Annotated in this window: 14 protein-coding genes; 6 read left to right on the top strand and 8 right to left on the bottom strand. The window is 59.6% G+C overall.

The annotated features are described in order from the left end of the window. Window positions 1-57: 57 nt before the first annotated feature. On the bottom strand, window positions 58-1,098 hold the full coding sequence (locus LK493_RS01505; RefSeq protein ID WP_195246958.1) for a glycosyltransferase family 2 protein: 1,041 nt from the start codon (window positions 1,096-1,098) through the stop codon (window positions 58-60). A gap of 6 nt (window positions 1,099-1,104) precedes the next feature. Beyond that, the gene (locus LK493_RS01500; protein WP_195544759.1) at window positions 1,105-2,208 is read right to left on the bottom strand and encodes a glycosyltransferase family 2 protein; all 1,104 of its coding nucleotides are present in this window, start codon (window positions 2,206-2,208) and stop codon (window positions 1,105-1,107) included. Between the two features lie 256 nt (window positions 2,209-2,464). Here LK493_RS01500 and LK493_RS01495 point away from each other — a divergent pair, with 256 nt between their 5' ends. Next, complete coding sequence (locus LK493_RS01495; RefSeq protein WP_217750375.1) at window positions 2,465-3,484, top strand: glycosyltransferase; 1,020 nt, start codon at window positions 2,465-2,467, stop codon at window positions 3,482-3,484. Window positions 3,485-3,508: 24 nt separating this feature from the next. Here LK493_RS01495 and LK493_RS01490 read toward each other — a convergent pair whose 3' ends face one another. From LK493_RS01490 to LK493_RS01470, 5 genes are all read right to left on the bottom strand, one after another. Beyond that, complete coding sequence (locus LK493_RS01490; protein ID WP_227789876.1) at window positions 3,509-5,305, bottom strand: AAA family ATPase; 1,797 nt, start codon at window positions 5,303-5,305, stop codon at window positions 3,509-3,511. A gap of 202 nt (window positions 5,306-5,507) precedes the next feature. After that, window positions 5,508-7,310: a VgrG-related protein gene (locus tag LK493_RS01485; protein WP_227789875.1), complete on the bottom strand. Its 1,803-nt coding sequence runs from the start codon at window positions 7,308-7,310 to the stop codon at window positions 5,508-5,510. Between the two features lie 128 nt (window positions 7,311-7,438). After that, window positions 7,439-7,858 carry an HI0074 family nucleotidyltransferase substrate-binding subunit gene (locus LK493_RS01480; RefSeq protein WP_227789874.1) on the bottom strand — a complete coding sequence of 140 codons (420 nt, stop codon included), beginning with the start codon at window positions 7,856-7,858 and terminating at the stop codon, window positions 7,439-7,441. Next, on the bottom strand, window positions 7,845-8,132 hold the full coding sequence (locus LK493_RS01475) for a nucleotidyltransferase family protein (RefSeq protein ID WP_022094823.1): 288 nt from the start codon (window positions 8,130-8,132) through the stop codon (window positions 7,845-7,847). Before LK493_RS01475 ends, LK493_RS01480 begins: the two co-directional genes overlap by 14 nt. Window positions 8,133-8,140: 8 nt before the next feature. Beyond that, window positions 8,141-8,572, bottom strand: a complete 432-nt coding sequence (locus LK493_RS01470; protein ID WP_117770222.1) for an RrF2 family transcriptional regulator — start codon at window positions 8,570-8,572, stop codon at window positions 8,141-8,143. A gap of 224 nt (window positions 8,573-8,796) precedes the next feature. On the opposite strand from LK493_RS01470, the gene sufC reads away from it, so the two are divergent. The 5 genes from sufC to sufU are packed head-to-tail and all read left to right on the top strand — an operon-like array spanning window position 8,797 to window position 14,042. Then, window positions 8,797-9,597 carry a Fe-S cluster assembly ATPase SufC gene (sufC, locus tag LK493_RS01465; protein WP_006235561.1) on the top strand — a complete coding sequence of 267 codons (801 nt, stop codon included), beginning with the start codon at window positions 8,797-8,799 and terminating at the stop codon, window positions 9,595-9,597. A gap of 12 nt (window positions 9,598-9,609) precedes the next feature. Further along, on the top strand, window positions 9,610-11,022 hold the full coding sequence (sufB, locus tag LK493_RS01460; protein ID WP_227789873.1) for a Fe-S cluster assembly protein SufB: 1,413 nt from the start codon (window positions 9,610-9,612) through the stop codon (window positions 11,020-11,022). Next, window positions 11,022-12,293, top strand: a complete 1,272-nt coding sequence (locus tag LK493_RS01455) for a SufB/SufD family protein (protein WP_215673612.1) — start codon at window positions 11,022-11,024, stop codon at window positions 12,291-12,293. Before sufB ends, LK493_RS01455 begins: the two co-directional genes overlap by 1 nt. Then, window positions 12,290-13,615 carry an aminotransferase class V-fold PLP-dependent enzyme gene (locus LK493_RS01450; protein WP_227789872.1) on the top strand — a complete coding sequence of 442 codons (1,326 nt, stop codon included), beginning with the start codon at window positions 12,290-12,292 and terminating at the stop codon, window positions 13,613-13,615. The genes LK493_RS01455 and LK493_RS01450 overlap by 4 nt, the downstream gene beginning before the upstream one ends. Next, window positions 13,608-14,042 (top strand): Fe-S cluster assembly sulfur transfer protein SufU, encoded by a 435-nt coding sequence (gene sufU, locus LK493_RS01445; RefSeq protein ID WP_117770218.1) that lies wholly within the window; start codon window positions 13,608-13,610, stop codon window positions 14,040-14,042. Before LK493_RS01450 ends, sufU begins: the two co-directional genes overlap by 8 nt. Window positions 14,043-14,703: 661 nt before the next feature. On the opposite strand, the gene LK493_RS01440 is transcribed toward sufU, so the two are convergent. After that, window positions 14,704-15,516, bottom strand: a complete 813-nt coding sequence (locus tag LK493_RS01440; RefSeq protein WP_227789871.1) for a transposase — start codon at window positions 15,514-15,516, stop codon at window positions 14,704-14,706. Window positions 15,517-15,716 lie beyond the last annotated feature (200 nt).

The raw sequence follows: 15,716 nt of genomic DNA, 5'->3' as shown, positions 1-15,716 counted from the left end.
TAGCGTGTAACAGGGTTATTTTAGCAGCCGAGTTGCGGCGGGCGGCAGCGCTTGGAATTATAGAAAGCGCTCCAGGCAGGCTTTGAGACCGCGAGTCGAAAGATAGAACAGCGTGGCGTCTGCCATCGAAACGCCCGAGGTCGCCGCAACGAGCTTGTGGGCAACACGGCGAACGGCACCCTTAGCAGGCATATCCGCCCACTCCGTTCCCAAAAACGTCGTGAGGTCCATGTTGACGCGAGCCGCCACGCGATGGAAGTCATCGGCATCCAAGCGCGCCAGATCGAACACAATTAGGTCCAAAAACCAAGTTATCAGCTCACCGGGACACAGGTCCAAAAGACCATAGGCCGCCCAGTCTTCCAAGACCTCCTCGAGCATCTTCATGTGGGCGTCAAGCTTTTTGGCGCGCGCCTCGGCACTGTTGAACTCGTGCGTCGCCGATTCGCTCTCCATCACGTAGTGGTAGAACTTGTCAGGCATGACGACGGTCCTGCGGGCAAGCGCATAAGCCGCAAATTGGAAGACGACGTCCTCGCCCAAAGCCAAACCGGGGGCGAAGCGAATGCCTTCGCGATTGAGCAGCTCGCGCGAAAAAGCCGCACGGCAGGCATAGGGCTGCGCATTCGAATGGAACAGCAGTTGAGGATCGCGGGCGCCGAAGGTACCAGCTTTGGGGCTCATGAGTTGCTGGACGCGTTTGGGGGCAGCATCGGCAGGTTCACAGACGCCGCCAAAAACGGCGGCCTCGGCATCCGCAGACTCCATGGCATGCAGCACGCGCTCGACCGTCTGGGCATCGATGTAATCGTCGGCGTCCACAAAAAAGACGGTCTCGCCCTCGGCGACATCGATACCGGCATTTCGAGCACACGAGACACCCGCGTTTTCCTGGTCAATCACCAGTACGCGATCGTCGGCCTGCGCGATCTGGCGCAACACGTTCAACGAATCATCAGTCGAACCGTCGTTGACGCAGACAACCTGAATCGAACACTCAGACTGGACCAACAGCGAATCGAGGCATCGCTGAATGGAGCGTGCAGAGTTGTAAACGGGGACGACAATGGTAACTTTAGGACACGAGGCCTCTCCCATGCCGACCTACCCCCTCAGCGATTCGATGAGGAAGGCGGCGACCACGCCTGGGCCTCCAACCGAGGCGTAATACTTAGCACGCCCCAAGGCACCATCCGTCGCAAAACTCGGATGCTCGTCAACCCAGCCCTCGGGATCTTTGAGGATGGCAGCGAGATTTGCGCGCTTCCACGGTTTGAGGTCGTCAAGCAAAAACTCCCCCGCGTCCAAGGCCGCCTGAAATTCCTTAGCCATCTGAACCAGGAACTCCTTATAGAACTTAGGCGCCAGGCGCACGTAGTTCCACATGTATGAATCGTACTTAATGAGCTGGTTGAACTTGAGCATGCGCGCGACATCGCCGCTTGCGTGGTCGCGGGCATAATCCTCTCGAATCCAACGCTCAATCTCGGCATACTCGGTATTGACGCAAAAGACCTTAGCTGAAGAATTGACCGAGGAATTCTCGTTGTCCTGGCGATACGACAACACGGCATCGTGCAGGTAAATAGCCTTATCGGCGCACGCGATCACCTTAAAGGCAAATGACGTGTCCTGAAAGGATGCCCCCGGAGTCGGCAGGAACGTAATGCCGTTGCGCTCAAGAAAATCGCGACGGTACACGGCCGACCAAATCGACGGCTTTTGCTTAAAGAACTGCGTCGTATCGCTCGGGTGCACTGGCTTGCCACAGTCCTTGGCTTTAAACATCTCGTGCAGCGAACGGCGCTCCTCGGGCTTAGACCAGTAGAAATCAAAGTTCGCCTTCGCAAAGTCGGCATTATTGCTATCGGCGGCCGAGACAAGCTTTTCGAGTGCGTCGGGCGCCATAAAGTCATCGGACTCCAAGATACCAACGTACTTGCCACGTGCCATCTCCAGACCGTGGTTCATCGAGTCGCCGTAGCCGCTGTTGGCCTTGTCGATCATCTTGACGCGCCCATCGCGCTCCATATACTCGCGGATTATCGCCGGCGAGTTGTCGGTCGACCCGTCGTTAATGCAGATGATCTCAATATCCTTGAGCGTCTGCGCCAGGGCGGAATCGAGGCACTCGCGCAGGTAGCGCTGAACATTGTAAATGGGAATAAGCAGCGACAGAACAGGGCTGCCAGAGGCGTTAGTAGACAAATGTGCTCCTTAGGAAATACCTGTCGTTTCATGGTATCAAAGGGTCAGCGCGCCAGCGGGCGTTTATATAATCTATGGAGCCTCTTGCGGGCAAAGCAGCCCCACGTCATGCGGCGGGCCCGTGGCAGGTTCCTGCGTTTTATTCAAAGCTTGCCGCCAAGGTGCGCCGAGCCTTTACAATAGGACAGTCCCAAGGACGTATTCGATAGCTTCCGCGCAGCACTCGCCCGCCGCGCGTGAAAGGATATATTGCCCCATGCCTTCAACCCTCCCCGCTCCCATCGATAAGCTCGCCATCGTCGTCGTTACGTACAAGCGCCAGGAACTCCTGGCCAACTTGTTCGACTCCATGACCGAGCTCACGGCAACGCCCTGGCGCATCGTGATTGTCGATAACGAGAATTCGCGCGAGACCGAGGCCATGTGCACCGCATTCAACGAGCGCTTGGCCAACCTGTGGGGCATCGACACCGAGCAGCCCGACGCGCAGGGCGGCACCGACCGCGTCATCTACGCACCGCAGCTCGAAAACGGCGGCGGTGCGGGCGGCTTCTCCGCCGGCACTAAATGCGCCTACGACCTGGGCGCCCAGTGGTTCTGGGTGATGGACGACGACGTGCTCGTCATCCCCGAAGGCATCGAGCGCTTGGCCAAGTGGACCGACCGCTACGATGTCATCCAGGGTTCGCGCCTGGACTTCGACGGCGGCGCGTTCTTTTGGCAGTACCAACTGATCCTTTCGCTCGGCATTCCAAACCCTGTCGCCAAGTGGGATCTGGGTCCCGAGGGCTACCGCACCATGAACCAGCTGTGCTTTGAGGGCGGCATGTTCTCGCGCCGCGTGGTCGACAAGATTGGCCTGCCCGACGCGCGCTTCTTTATCTACGGCGACGATGCCTGCTATGGCTACGTGGCCAGCCAGCACTTCCCCGCCGCCGTTGTTGCCGACGTGGTTCTCAAGCGCGCCCGCGCTGTCTCTAACTGGGATATCGCCGGCAAGCGCCAGCTCAACTCTACGAGCGACACCAACCGTTACTACATCATGCGCAACCGCGGTTATCTGGCCCGCTACATGCAGATCTACGGCGACTATCACCCCGTGCTGTTCCGTCTGGGCAACGCCGCGACCTTCTGCAAGGAATTTATTCGCCTGGCCGCCGTTGACAAGTGCTTTAAGACCGGAATTCCGGCGCTGCGCCGCGGCATGAAGGACGCCCGCAAGATCATCAAGGACCCCAACTGGAAGCCCATGCCGCCCATGAAGGACACCGAGTAACGGAAGTCGGAAACACCTCGGCGCTTAAAGCCGCTGGCACACCGTAGCCACATGCTGCCCATCAAAACCGAACCCCCAGCGCATGCGACCCACGCCGGGGCGTGGCACACGGATTTCGTCGATGCCGTCGCGCTCTATGTCGAGTAGCGACTGCACGGCCAGCAATTCCAGGCCCAGCGCATCCACACCGGGGTCATACATCATGTTGATCGTTATCAGCGGACGTTCATCGAGCATACCGATCGTATCGGCTATGTCGAACACGGCGCCCGTAGGAAAAACCTGGATGTCCCAGCGACCCGCGCCACACTTTCGCCTCGAGGCAGGATTGGCATAGCCCGGCAATCCAAAGCAGAGTCCTTGCAAGAGTAGGTGATATGGCAGCGGTGTATCTGGGTCGGTCGCACCGATTCCCGCATCTCCCAAGATGCGGCTTAGCGCCCGCCTCACGGTATCCTCGTTCCCATGGCACAGCCCGTCGCGAAACGCATCGACGTCTCGAATGTCTTCTGCAGCGCACTCAAACCACTCAATAATCACTAGACGCAAGGCCTGGCGAAGCTCGTTATTGGGCAATCGCAAAGCACGGAAGCGATCGCCATGCTCTGGCTCCTCAGTCATATCCGTCGTGAGAAAACCGGACAGATACAGCGCTGTCCACATGCCATCGTCAGGCGAGACATCTGGCTCTGCAGTGCCCAAACAAAGCGGGGCCTCAGCGCACCCATGGGCCTCGAGCAAATCAAACAAGACCGAAAGGCGGTCGAGATTCCACCCGGCAACTACCCTACTCAGGCAATCGGCATATCCATACAGATCGGCACGCACAGGCGCCGTGCAGCCTCGGCCCAGAAAACCGATCACACGCTCTGGACTCGAGCAATAGGCCCTGCCAAACCGATACCCCTCAAGCCATTCACGCGCATCATTCAGGTATTCCTCGCGCCCAGCATGATTCAAAAGAGCCTCGACCTCGGCATCCGAAAAACCGAACCAACGGTCACACCACGCCGACAGCGGCGTCGTCAGACAATACGAGCAGCCGCGCGAAGAAAGCGCCGCTTCGGCAGGACCGGGACACTCCCCCATCAGACACGTCAGCCGCAACGAACCGCGCGCAGTGGCAATGGCGTCAAACAGCGCACGGTCAAGTAGTTCTGCCGGATCGGCGTCGGAAGCGTCCCTCGCGCTCGCACGGCGAGACCACGCCGCATCGTACCCATCAACGAGCAATACAACCTGCTCATCGCAGGCAATCTCCAGCAGCTCTATGAGCACACCGAGCACCGAGTCAACCTCGTCCGCGCTCGCCACGCCACGCGCGACACGTTCGATGTGACGCACCTTATCTCGAGCTAAATCCGGAGCCTCCAAGAGCGCCAACAAGCGAGCGCACTCGCCCGAAAGGGCATCGCGCACGACGTCGGCAACAGCGGGGCCACGCCTCGCAGCGCCAGAAAAGTCCAGCGATATCACCGGATAGCAAGCGTACTCATCCCGATAGCGCCCGCCGTTCGCATCCCAAATCTGAGCATCGGCAAACAAACGCTGACCAGAGCGACCGACCGCTGGACGCTCCAGAAAAGCCCTGAGCATCGACAAGTTCATGCTCTTGCCAAAACCCTCGGGTCGACAGCACACCACAACGGACGCGTCGCAGTCCAACACATCGGCAATAAACATGGTCTTGTCAACCAGCATGCAGCAACCAAGGGCCTCCGCATAGTCGTGCATGCCAATGGGCAAAACCGCATCGTCGGCACAGCCGATCAAGCGCACGCCAAAGCCAGCAGCACAATCAACATTTGCCTGTTCAGACACCAAAACGTTCCCCCTAAATCGCTGCACGATGCCAATTGTAATGACCGCCTCGCGCGTACCGACGACGCCGCGCGAACATATCGGGCAACGGTAGCAACAAGAGGTGTGAGGGGGCATAACTAATCGTTGCACAACAAAACGGGGCCCAATGTATTAGCACCAGACCCCGTCCCAACTCTTTAGTTATCTAGCAACCGAGAGGCTACTCCTCCGAGCCGTCCTCCCCAGAAGTCTTCTTCTGCTGATCGAGCTTATGCTTACCACTTACGATAGACGTAGCGCCCAGTGTGGCCAAGCTTGCGCTGGCAAGGCTCGCCATCACAATCAGATCGCCCGTCTTGGGCATATTGCCGCCCGAAGTCTTAGTCGTTGTAGTGGTCACCGTCTTGGAGTCATTTTGCTCCTGGTTCTGGTTGTCGGTGTTGCCCTTACTGCTGTCCTCGCCCTGCTGCTTTCCGTCCTCGGTCTTGTCCTTGTTCTTGTCCTTCTCCTCAGATTCAGACTTCTTGTCCTCGTCCTTCTTCTGAGCGGACTTGTCGTCCTTCTCATCAGAGCTAGAACCCTTATCGGATTCAACCTTCTCGGAAGCCTTATCCTTGGAATCGCCCTTTACGGCTTCGGTCTTTTCCGCGGAAGCCTGATCAGAGTTGTCCTTGTTCTGGGTCGAGCCGTTATTGACGCCAGCCATCAGCGAAGAGCCCAGCGTAGAACCAAGCTGCACGGAGAAAGAAGGCTTCTTGTCCGGCGAAGCAACGGGAGCGTCCGGCGCCTTATTCGAGTCGTCCTTGGAAGCATCGGAATCAGGGGTTGCGTCAGAGCCGGAGCCGTTGTTAGAGCCGGTGTCAACGGACGAATCGCTCGAGCCGGTGGATGAGTTAGAGGTGCCAGCGCCGGTCGAACCAGAAGCGTCGCTGTCCGTATTGCCGGCAGAGCTTGAAGACGAATCGCCCGCAGCAGAGCCGTTCGAATCGGAGCCGTTCGAGGTAGAGCCGTCGTTGGTAGTGCCACCAGCAGAGCCATTACCGTCAGCATCGGTCGAGGGCGCATCCATCCTGTCATCGTTGGCATCGTCACTCGAGTCGTCATTCGAATCAGGTGTCGGCGAGGGCGCCGGCGTAGGCTCGGGCTGCACGGGCGTCGCAGCGGCAGCCTCATCCTCGGCGATAAAAACCAAGCAGTCCTTCAGCTCATTCTTATAACGATTCTTCCAGCCCTCATGATACTGGGGCTGACTCGAAAACTTAGTGGCGACATTGTTGGCCACGCTATTGGAGAGCGCCGTCACAAACTCGCGGTCGGACATATCGTTGGAAAGATTCGCCCAGCGGAAAAAGTCCCTGCAGCCACCGGTGCCGCACATGTTGGTAATGCTCCACACCATGCCCTTGACGCAATCGGCGCGGCCCGAAATATCAATACCCAGGCCGCTCTTGAGCCACGCCTCGGTCACCGCATAGTACGAGTTGTACGCATACGCATCCTGAAGTGCTGAGAACTCAACAGGATCGGTGTTGTACGCGCCTTGGAAGGCATCCTGCGCGATATAGCCCAGCTCGGTGAGCTGGCCGTTCTCGTACATAGCATTGCTCGCGTTAGAAATCTCGCTGCCGCGATCAATCGCATCCTTGAGCATGCTGTATTTTTCGGGGTTGTAGTTGTAGGCCTGCTTCATAAACGGGATGAGCGACCAACGCCGGTCGAACTGGTAATAGCCCAGCGCGTTATAACCGTCGCCATACGAGAAGCCCTGGTTGTAGTTGCCATGGCTCTCGTACTTGGTAAAGTACTTCATCTCGGGAGTCACGTTGACAAACGAAACGCCCTGGACCGACCTCAGCACGCCCGAGAAGGACTGCTGGGTGTAGAGACCCTTATCGATATCGGTGGCATCCGAGGCAACGCCCGGCGTGGGCTCCTCGGCAGCGGCGGGTACCGGCGCGGAAACGGCGCCAAACGAAAGCGCCAGCGTCAGGCCCGCGACAATCGCGGAATGCTTGGGCTGCATAAGATCCTCCCTGCTTTGGTGTAGTTAAAGTGCAGTTTGCAAAGATAAGAGTAAGTATTGCAGCTCGCCCGTTGTTGCACAACAACCCCTCGGTAAACGGCAACAACCCTCCGCGAAATCGTAAGGAATTAAACAAACTGGTCGTCGGGCGCCAACAGAAGCTCGCCGTAACGCTCCATCAGCCCGTCCCTCAACTGACAGAAAGCGGGGATATAGACGTTCAAGATGCGCTGAATCAAATCTTGAGCGAGCTTGTTGTCATAGATATGGACGTTCGTATTACGGTCTCTGAGCATGTCTAGCCAGGCCGCCTCATCAATAAAGTCGTAGAATCGGTACGACTCCTTCAAGATGGCACGAGGAGACCCCGACGCGGCAAGCGTGGCGCCCTCATACTCGAGCAGACGCTTAAGGAGCTTCCAGCTCAGTTCAAATTGAAGATTGAACTTATTAATCAATCCACTCTGAACAAAATCATTGTTGAGATCCTGATTGGGCGCATCCTCAAGATTCGCCAAGGCACTGGCAAAGTTCTCATATTTTTTCATACAGAATCACACCATCCCTGGCAATTTCATCGAGCAATTGCTGCGACAAGGACTCGTCGAGATTGACGACATCTACATCTAAAAGAGTATCAAGACGCTCCTCGATCAAATATGAGAAACGGCCGAAATCCCGACAACCTGCTACGGCGATGTCAATATCGCTCTTGGGTAAGTTGTCGCCTCGAGCACGAGAACCAAACAGCACAACCTTCTCGGCGTCACATTCCCGAGCAAAAACTTCGATTTGTTTGTACACCTTGTCGAGAGATGCCATTTGCAGCCCTACAGCTTAATGTCAAAGTTGATCTCGGGAACGGCGGCCAGGTCGGCCAACGTCACGCCGTCAACGTACTTTTCGATCACGTCGTCCAGACCGCGCCAGAACTTGACGGTCGAGCACAGATCACTGCGGGCGCAGCTGTTGTCGATGCCGTCGCACGCCACCGGAGCCGTGCTGCCCTCGACGGCGCGCAGGATGTCGCCAGCACGCACCTCGGCCGGGTCCTTGGCCATCATGTAGCCGCCGCCCTTGCCGCGCACGCTCTTAAGCAGGCCCGCCTTCATAAGCGGACGAACCAGCTGCTCCAAATACTTTTGCGAGATATGCTCACGGTCGGCAACCTCGCGCAAGGCAATCTTGCCCTCGGCGTCACCGAGCGCCGCAATGTAGATCATCAGCCGGAGGGCATAGCGGCCCTTGGAAGAAATGAGCATACCTACCCTCCCATCGTTCCTGGGACAACATAACCAGGTTTGTTTGTCCCAAATCTTAAGTAAGTGGGACAAACACAACAGGTTATTTTGTCCCAGAATTTGAAAAGTCGAGTGGATTAGTCGGGTTTTCCCTTGACTAACGCCGAACCCATAGTAACTTTATTCCGAGAAGATTCCTAGGGTTTAGTACACCTATGAGTACACCATATACAGAGAGGGACAGCATGAGCGCAAATCCGCTGCTTTCCATTGAAGGTCTTACCGCCTCCGTGGACGAGAAGACCATCCTCCACAACGTCAACCTTAACGTCGCCGCCGGCGAGACCCACGTGCTGATGGGTCCCAACGGCGCCGGCAAATCCACCCTTGGCCACCTGGTCATGGGCGACCCCGTCTATACCGTCAATGACGGCCGCATCGTCTTTGACGGCCAGGACATCACCGAGCTCACCACCGACAAGCGCTCGCGCGCCGGCCTGTTCCTGAGCTTCCAGGCCCCAGTCGAGATCCCGGGCGTGCCGCTGTCGAGCTTTTTGCGCGCCAGCATCGCCGGCCGCCCCGGCCTGGAGATGAAGGGCAAGGAGTTCCGCCGTCGCGTCAAGGAGCTCGCGGCCGAGCTCAACATGGATACCGCCTACCTCAACCGCGAGTTGGGCGTAGGCTTCTCGGGCGGCGAGAAGAAGAAGGTCGAGATGCTCCAGCTTCTGCTGCTGCAGCCCAAGCTCGCCATCCTGGACGAAACCGACTCCGGCCTGGACGTCGACGCCCTGTCCACCGTCAGCCACGGCATGGATGCCTACCGCAAGAGCTGCGACGGTTCCATGCTCATCATCACGCACAACACGCGCATCCTGGAGCACCTGGATGTCGACCGCGTCCACGTTATGGTCAAGGGCCATATCGTGCGCGAGGACGACGCCTCGCTCATCCCCTGGATCGACAAGAACGGCTTTGAGACCTTCGAGCGCGAGGCAGCCGAGCAGCGCGCCCAGGCCGAGGCCGCCGCTGCCGAGCAGCAGGCGTAAAGGGGCGACGCAATGACCAAGAACCGCACCGAGGTCGCGGACATCGACCGCAGCCTCTACGACTTCACCTATGGCGAGGAGGGATTCGAGCGCCTCGACGCCGGCATCACGCCCGACATCGTGCGCGAGATCAGCGCCAAGAAGGACGAGCCGCAGTGGATGCTCGACCTGCGCCTCAAGTCCCTCGAGATCTTCAACCGCTTCCCCGATCCGACTTGGGGCCCCTCCATCGAGGGTCTGGACATGGACAACATCGTCACCTACGTCAAACCCAACACCGACCAAAAGCACGACTGGGAGTCGGTGCCCGACGACATCAAGAACACCTTTGAGCGCCTGGGTATCCCCGAAGCCGAGCGCAGCTACCTGGCGGGCGTCGGCGCGCAGTACGACTCCGAGCTGGTCTACCACAACATGCAGGACACCGCGTCGAAGATGGGCATCGTGTACTCCGGCATCGAGGAAGCCCTGCACGACCCGCAGTGGGAGCCGCTCATCCACGAGAAGTTTATGACGCTCATCCCGCCCACCGACCACAAGTTTGCGGCCCTGCACGGTGCCGTGTGGTCGGGCGGCTCGTTTGTCTACGTGCCCAAGGGCACCAAGCTCGATTTCCCGCTGCAGAGCTACTTCCGCCTTAACGCCAAGGGCGCCGGCCAGTTTGAGCACACGCTCATCATCGTCGAGGATGACGCCGACCTGCACTTTATCGAGGGTTGCTCCGCGCCCAAGTACAACGTGGCCAGCCTCCACGCCGGCGCTGTGGAGCTCTTTGTGGGCAAGCGTGCGCACCTGCGCTACTCGACCATCGAGAACTGGTCCAAGAACATGTACAACCTCAACACCAAGCGTGCGCGCGTGGACGAGGACGGCGACATCGAGTGGATCAGCGGCTCCTTCGGTAGCCACGTGGGCTACCTCTACCCCATGAGCGTGCTCAGCGGACGCCGCGCCCGCTCGAGCTTTACCGGCATCACCTTTGCCGGCGCCGGCCAGAACCTGGATACCGGCTGCAAGGTCGTGCTCAACGCGCCCGATACTTCGGCAACCGTCGAGACCAAGGGCATCTCCAAGAGCGGCGGCATCCAGACCTTCCGCAGCTCCATCGTGGCCACGCCCAAGGCCGAGGGTTCCAAGGCAACCGTGAGCTGCCAGTCGCTCATGCTCGACGACCAGAGCCGCTCCGACACCATCCCCGCCATGGACATCCGCGCCAAGAATGTCGACATCGGCCACGAGGCCACCATCGGCCGTATCGGCGACGATAAGGTGTTCTACCTGATGAGCCGCGGTATCTCGGAGGAAGAAGCCCGTACCATGATCGTCAACGGCTTTGCCAACCCGGTCTCCAAGGAGCTACCGCTGGAGTACGCCGTCGAGATGAACAACCTGATCAAGCTCGAGATGGAAGGAGCGATCGGATAATGAAACAGACCACGAACACCGCTGCTACCACCCTTGAGCAGGTCAATGCGATGCCGGCTGCCACATGGGGCTGGCTGAAGATGAACCAGACCAAGCTCGAGCTCTCTGACGAGCTTGCCGCCGCTCCCGCCGAGACCGTTAAGGTTGAGGGCTTGGACGAGCAATTTGCTGGCGTGGCAGACGCGTTCGACGCCGCCATGGACGCCATGGCCGAGCGCTTCCCCGAGCGCCGCGCCTCCGCGCCCGGCGATGCCGCCGACCGCGCCCGCATCACGCCCGAGACCGAGCTCGACGTGCCCGCCACCTCCGTCTACCAGGCCGGTGCCATTAAGCTGGAGGAGGAGCTCTCCCCCGCTGAGGCCTTCGAGACTGGCATGGGCGAGGCTGCCTACACCTACCTGGCCGACCACGCCACCAAGCGCGTCGTCATCGATGTGCCCGCATACAAGCACGCCACGGTTACCGTGCGTGTGAGCGGTGTCGATGCCGCCGCGGCCATCGCCGCCATCGACGTCGTCGTCCGTCCCCAGTCGACGCTCGACCTGCAGATCGCCCTGGACTCCCCCGTTGCCGGCGAGGGCGTCGTGGGATCCGTGCTGCGCGTGTGCGCCCACGAGTACGCCACCGTCAACGTGGCCTGCACGCAGACGCTCGACGATAGCTGGATCGCACTCGACGATACCGGCCTGTTCCTGGACGAGGGCGCGCGCGTCAACGTGCAACACACCGTCCTGGGTGCCGGCGCCAGCGCCACCGGCCTTGCCGGCGACCTGCTGGGCGATACCGCCAAGGTCACCATCGATACTGACTACCTTGGCGCCCGTGAGCAGGTGCGCGACTTTAACTACGAGCTGCGCCACCGCGGTCGCAAGACCGAGTGCGAGATCGACGCCAACGGCGTGCTGACCGGCACGTCCAAGAAGGTCTACCGTGGCACCATCGACCTCGTGCACGGCTGCAAGGGTGCAACCGGCACCGAGCGCGAGACGGTGCTTTTGGCCAACAAAGGCGTCGACAACAAGACCATTCCCGTCATTCTCTGCGACGAGGACGACGTCGCCGGCAACCACGGCGCCACCATCGGTCACGTCCGCGACGAGCAGCTGTTCTACCTCGCCTGCCGCGGTCTTGACCAAAACGCCGCCGAGGACCTGTTCATCCGCGCCAAGCTGGAGGACGCCGCGCTTTCCGCCACCGACGAGCGCACCCGCGCCGGCATCGTCCGCCTGGGCAACAACCTGATCGACAACTTTGAAGAGGAGCTCGCATGATCGACACCGAGCACGTTAAATGCGACACCTGTACCGCACCGGAGCCTATGGAGCTCGACGCCAGCGACGAGGCCTCGCGCGGCTGGCCTACCGTCGACATCGAGACCAATCCCTACAAGGCGCAATTCCCGCTTTTCCAGCAGCACCCCGAGATCGCCTTCCTCGATAGCGCCGCCACCGCGCAGCGCCCCGCCTGCGTGCTTGACGCCGAACGCGACTTCTACCAGCGCATGAACGCCAACCCCCTGCGCGGCCTGTACTCGCTGTCCGTCGAGGCAACCGACGCCATCGCGAAGGTCCGCCAGCAGATCGCCGACCTCATCGGCGCCTCACAGGCCAACGAGGTCGTCTTCACCCGCAACACGAGCGAGTCGCTCAACCTGGTCGCCAAGAGCTTTGCGCCCACAGTGCTCAAACCGGGCGACGAGGTCGTCATCACCATCATGGAGCACCACTCCAACCTGATTCCGTGGCAGCAGGTCTGCCGCGAGACCGGCGCCAAGCTCGTCTACCTCTACCCCACCAAGACCGGCCAGCTCACCACCGAGGAGGTTCTTGCCAAGGTGGGTCCCAAGACCAAAATTCTGGCCGTGGGTCAGGTTTCTAACGTGCTGGGCGTCGAGAACCCGGTCAAGAACCTCGGCAAACTCGTGCACAAGTACGGCGGCTACCTGGTCGTCGACGGTGCGCAGTCGCTGCCGCACATGCCGGTCGATGTGGCCGACCTGGGCGCCGACTTCTTTGCCTTTAGCGCGCACAAGGCCATGGGCCCCATGGGCATCGGCGTGCTGTGGGGCAAGATGGACCTGCTCAACGCCATGCCGCCCATGCTCACCGGCGGCGAGATGATCGATTCGGTCACCGAGCAGGACGCCGTCTGGGCGCCCGTCCCCGAGAAGTTCGAGGCCGGCACGCAGGACGCCGCCGGTATCTTCGCCACGGGTGCGGCACTCGACTACCTGGTCAACACGGTTGGCTACGAAAACATTCAGGCCCGCGAGCAGGCACTAGTCCACTACCTGATGGGCGAGCTCATGCAGCTCGACTTTGTCCAGATCATCGGCTCCATCTATTGGGATAACCACCACGGCGTCGTGAGCTTTAACGTCAAGGACATCCACCCGCACGACGTCGCGAGCATCATGGACATGGACGGCGTCTGCATCCGCGCCGGCCACCACTGCGCGCAGCCGCTGCTTACCTGGCTGGGTGTCGAAAACCTTGCTTGCTGCCGCGCCAGCGTGGCCTTCTACAACGACAAGGCCGACATCGACAAGTTCATCGCCGGCCTGCATCACGTTTGGAGCACGTTCAATGGGTAATCTGTACACCTCCACCACATTTATGGAGCACAACTCGCACCCCGACTATAAATACGAGATGGATGCTCCCACGCACGAGCACGACGGCATCAACCCCAGCTGCGGCGACGAGCTCACCTTGCAGCTGCGCGTCGAGAACGGCGTGATCGAGGAGGCCTCCTTTACCGGCCACGGCTGCGCCATCAGTCAGGCCAGTGCCGACATCATGGCCGACCTCATCACCGGCGAGACCGTCGAGGAAGCTCACCGCCTGGCAGAGCTCTTCCTCGCCATGATCCGCGGCGAGCAGCTCTCCGAGGAGGACCTGGAAGACCTGGACGAAGCCGCCCAGCTCCAGGACATCTCGCACATGCCCGCCCGCGTCAAGTGCGCCGAGCTCGCCTGGCGCACCCTCGACGGCATGCTCGAGGGGCAAACAAACCAGTAGTTTATGCCCCGAATCCAAGGTTTTTGATTGCCGAGCCGCCCGATACGGGCGGCTCTGTTTTTACCTAATGAGCGCGAACGCACAAAGTCCGCGCGTCCGGCGCCCCGTCTGACATTTGCCACACAGCCAGACGCGAGCACGGGCGTTTTCCACAGCACCAAAGGCCTGCGGCAGGGCCCCGGGCCCGCCAAGCAATGCGCCAAGCCCCGTTCTGCGAAGCTCCGACTCGCTTCGCGCCTGCCGCAGACGGGTCCCATAGGGAGCGGCGTGCATATTTGCGAGTATTCAGCACGCCAAGCTGTGTGTATACGCATCGAAAGCGTTAATCAACGTCTTTAGGCGCATATATATTGTGTTTTAGAACAAGCATCGCGGTCTCAGGGATCACATACATGCGCTTCGGAGGCGCATCGGAAGGCATAAATAGCTTCGGAACCTGTATGTTGCAAGATTGCGGCAGTGCCGACAGCACCACGATGCTGAAAACTCCGTTTTTTGCACGGCGCAGACGGGGGTAGGCACGGGCAAACCCGGACTGAGCTGTTATTTTATGCAAGATGACGATTGTTCTATGCATATTAAGAAGTGCAGTTACCGTACCAAGCTTTTAGAACAATGGTTGTGGCATATGGGCGACCCCAGCTGCGGTGCACAGGCAGTCCTACGCCACGTTTCGGCCAGTCTGCACCGCCGTTCGTGCACAGGCACGCACGATACGAGAAACGGTACTTTTGCCAATCCCCGTATATCGCTCAATCTGACGCACCGTAAAACCGGCATCGTGCAATCCAAGAATGACGATATTGCGCTGCGCCGACGGCGCGGCTTTAACCCCGTGGAGCGGAACCCCGAGGCTCTTCGCCATCTTGTCGGCAAAGGCGTGGCGTTCCCACTCTGTCTCTTTCATATCGCACAGCGCCGGCTCGCTACCGTCGGGCGTCGAAAGCGAATAGGCAATAAAGCCCTCGGCAGAACCAAAAAGTTCAAGCACGCAAGAAGGATCAGAAAATCCCCTCGCGGCATATGCCGCATCACTGTCGTAAGCGCGCAGATGCTCCGCAAAGCTGCTCCAGGGGTAACGCTCGATTAGGCTCATGCCCGCCTCCTGCGGATCGGCGTGAACGGAGCGAATAGCCTCCATCACCTGCCAGTCGGTATCGAGCGAGCGCCGGTCAAAACGGTTCTGGAACAGATGGCCTGTGCGCCTCGTGCGTTTCTTGAACCGCCGCGCGTACGTCAAAAGCAGCCGGTGCATCGCCGCGCTCATCCTGTCCTCGTAATCTGCAAGCACCAAATGCACGTGATTGCCCATAAGGCACCAAGCGATAACCGTCACACCCTCCTCGCGGCAGCACTCGCGCATCAGCTCCAAAAACTCCCACCGGTCCTCATCGCCCTCAAAGATGAGCTGCTTGCCCGTACCGCGGGCACAGACATGGTAAAAGCCGGTAACCGTTCTCCAAACGCGCTGCATGGCGCTCCCTTCGCCGGGATCTGCTTGCCATCCAATACAGCACGATTGAAGCGTGCCATCAAAACATTCACGCAAAACAATACACTCGCGCGGCCAAAGGCAGTAATCAGGCGGCGAACGGCATCGTTGCAACAGGTCAACCCCCGCAATGCTTACAAGAGCTGACCAATAGCTTGCCCAAGACGGACCCCCTCTACGGA

This window comes from Collinsella aerofaciens (genome assembly GCF_020709435.1).
Taxonomy (GTDB): Bacteria; Actinomycetota; Coriobacteriia; order Coriobacteriales; family Coriobacteriaceae; genus Collinsella; species Collinsella aerofaciens_AU.
This window is presented reverse-complemented; position numbering and strand designations above follow the sequence as displayed.

Coding starts and splice junctions, on each gene's coding strand:
- LK493_RS01495 (WP_217750375.1), top strand. CDS start 2,465: ATGCCTTCAACCCTCCCCGCTCCCATCGATAAGCTCGCCATCGTCGTC.
- LK493_RS01455 (WP_215673612.1), top strand. CDS start 11,022: ATGAAACAGACCACGAACACCGCTGCTACCACCCTTGAGCAGGTCAAT.
- LK493_RS01440 (WP_227789871.1), bottom strand. CDS start 15,516: ATGCAGCGCGTTTGGAGAACGGTTACCGGCTTTTACCATGTCTGTGCC.
- LK493_RS01450 (WP_227789872.1), top strand. CDS start 12,290: ATGATCGACACCGAGCACGTTAAATGCGACACCTGTACCGCACCGGAG.
- LK493_RS01475 (WP_022094823.1), bottom strand. CDS start 8,132: ATGGCATCTCTCGACAAGGTGTACAAACAAATCGAAGTTTTTGCTCGG.
- sufB (WP_227789873.1), top strand. CDS start 9,610: ATGACCAAGAACCGCACCGAGGTCGCGGACATCGACCGCAGCCTCTAC.
- LK493_RS01470 (WP_117770222.1), bottom strand. CDS start 8,572: ATGCTCATTTCTTCCAAGGGCCGCTATGCCCTCCGGCTGATGATCTAC.
- LK493_RS01480 (WP_227789874.1), bottom strand. CDS start 7,858: ATGAAAAAATATGAGAACTTTGCCAGTGCCTTGGCGAATCTTGAGGAT.
- sufC (WP_006235561.1), top strand. CDS start 8,797: ATGAGCGCAAATCCGCTGCTTTCCATTGAAGGTCTTACCGCCTCCGTG.
- LK493_RS01505 (WP_195246958.1), bottom strand. CDS start 1,098: ATGGGAGAGGCCTCGTGTCCTAAAGTTACCATTGTCGTCCCCGTTTAC.
- sufU (WP_117770218.1), top strand. CDS start 13,608: ATGGGTAATCTGTACACCTCCACCACATTTATGGAGCACAACTCGCAC.
- LK493_RS01485 (WP_227789875.1), bottom strand. CDS start 7,310: ATGCAGCCCAAGCATTCCGCGATTGTCGCGGGCCTGACGCTGGCGCTT.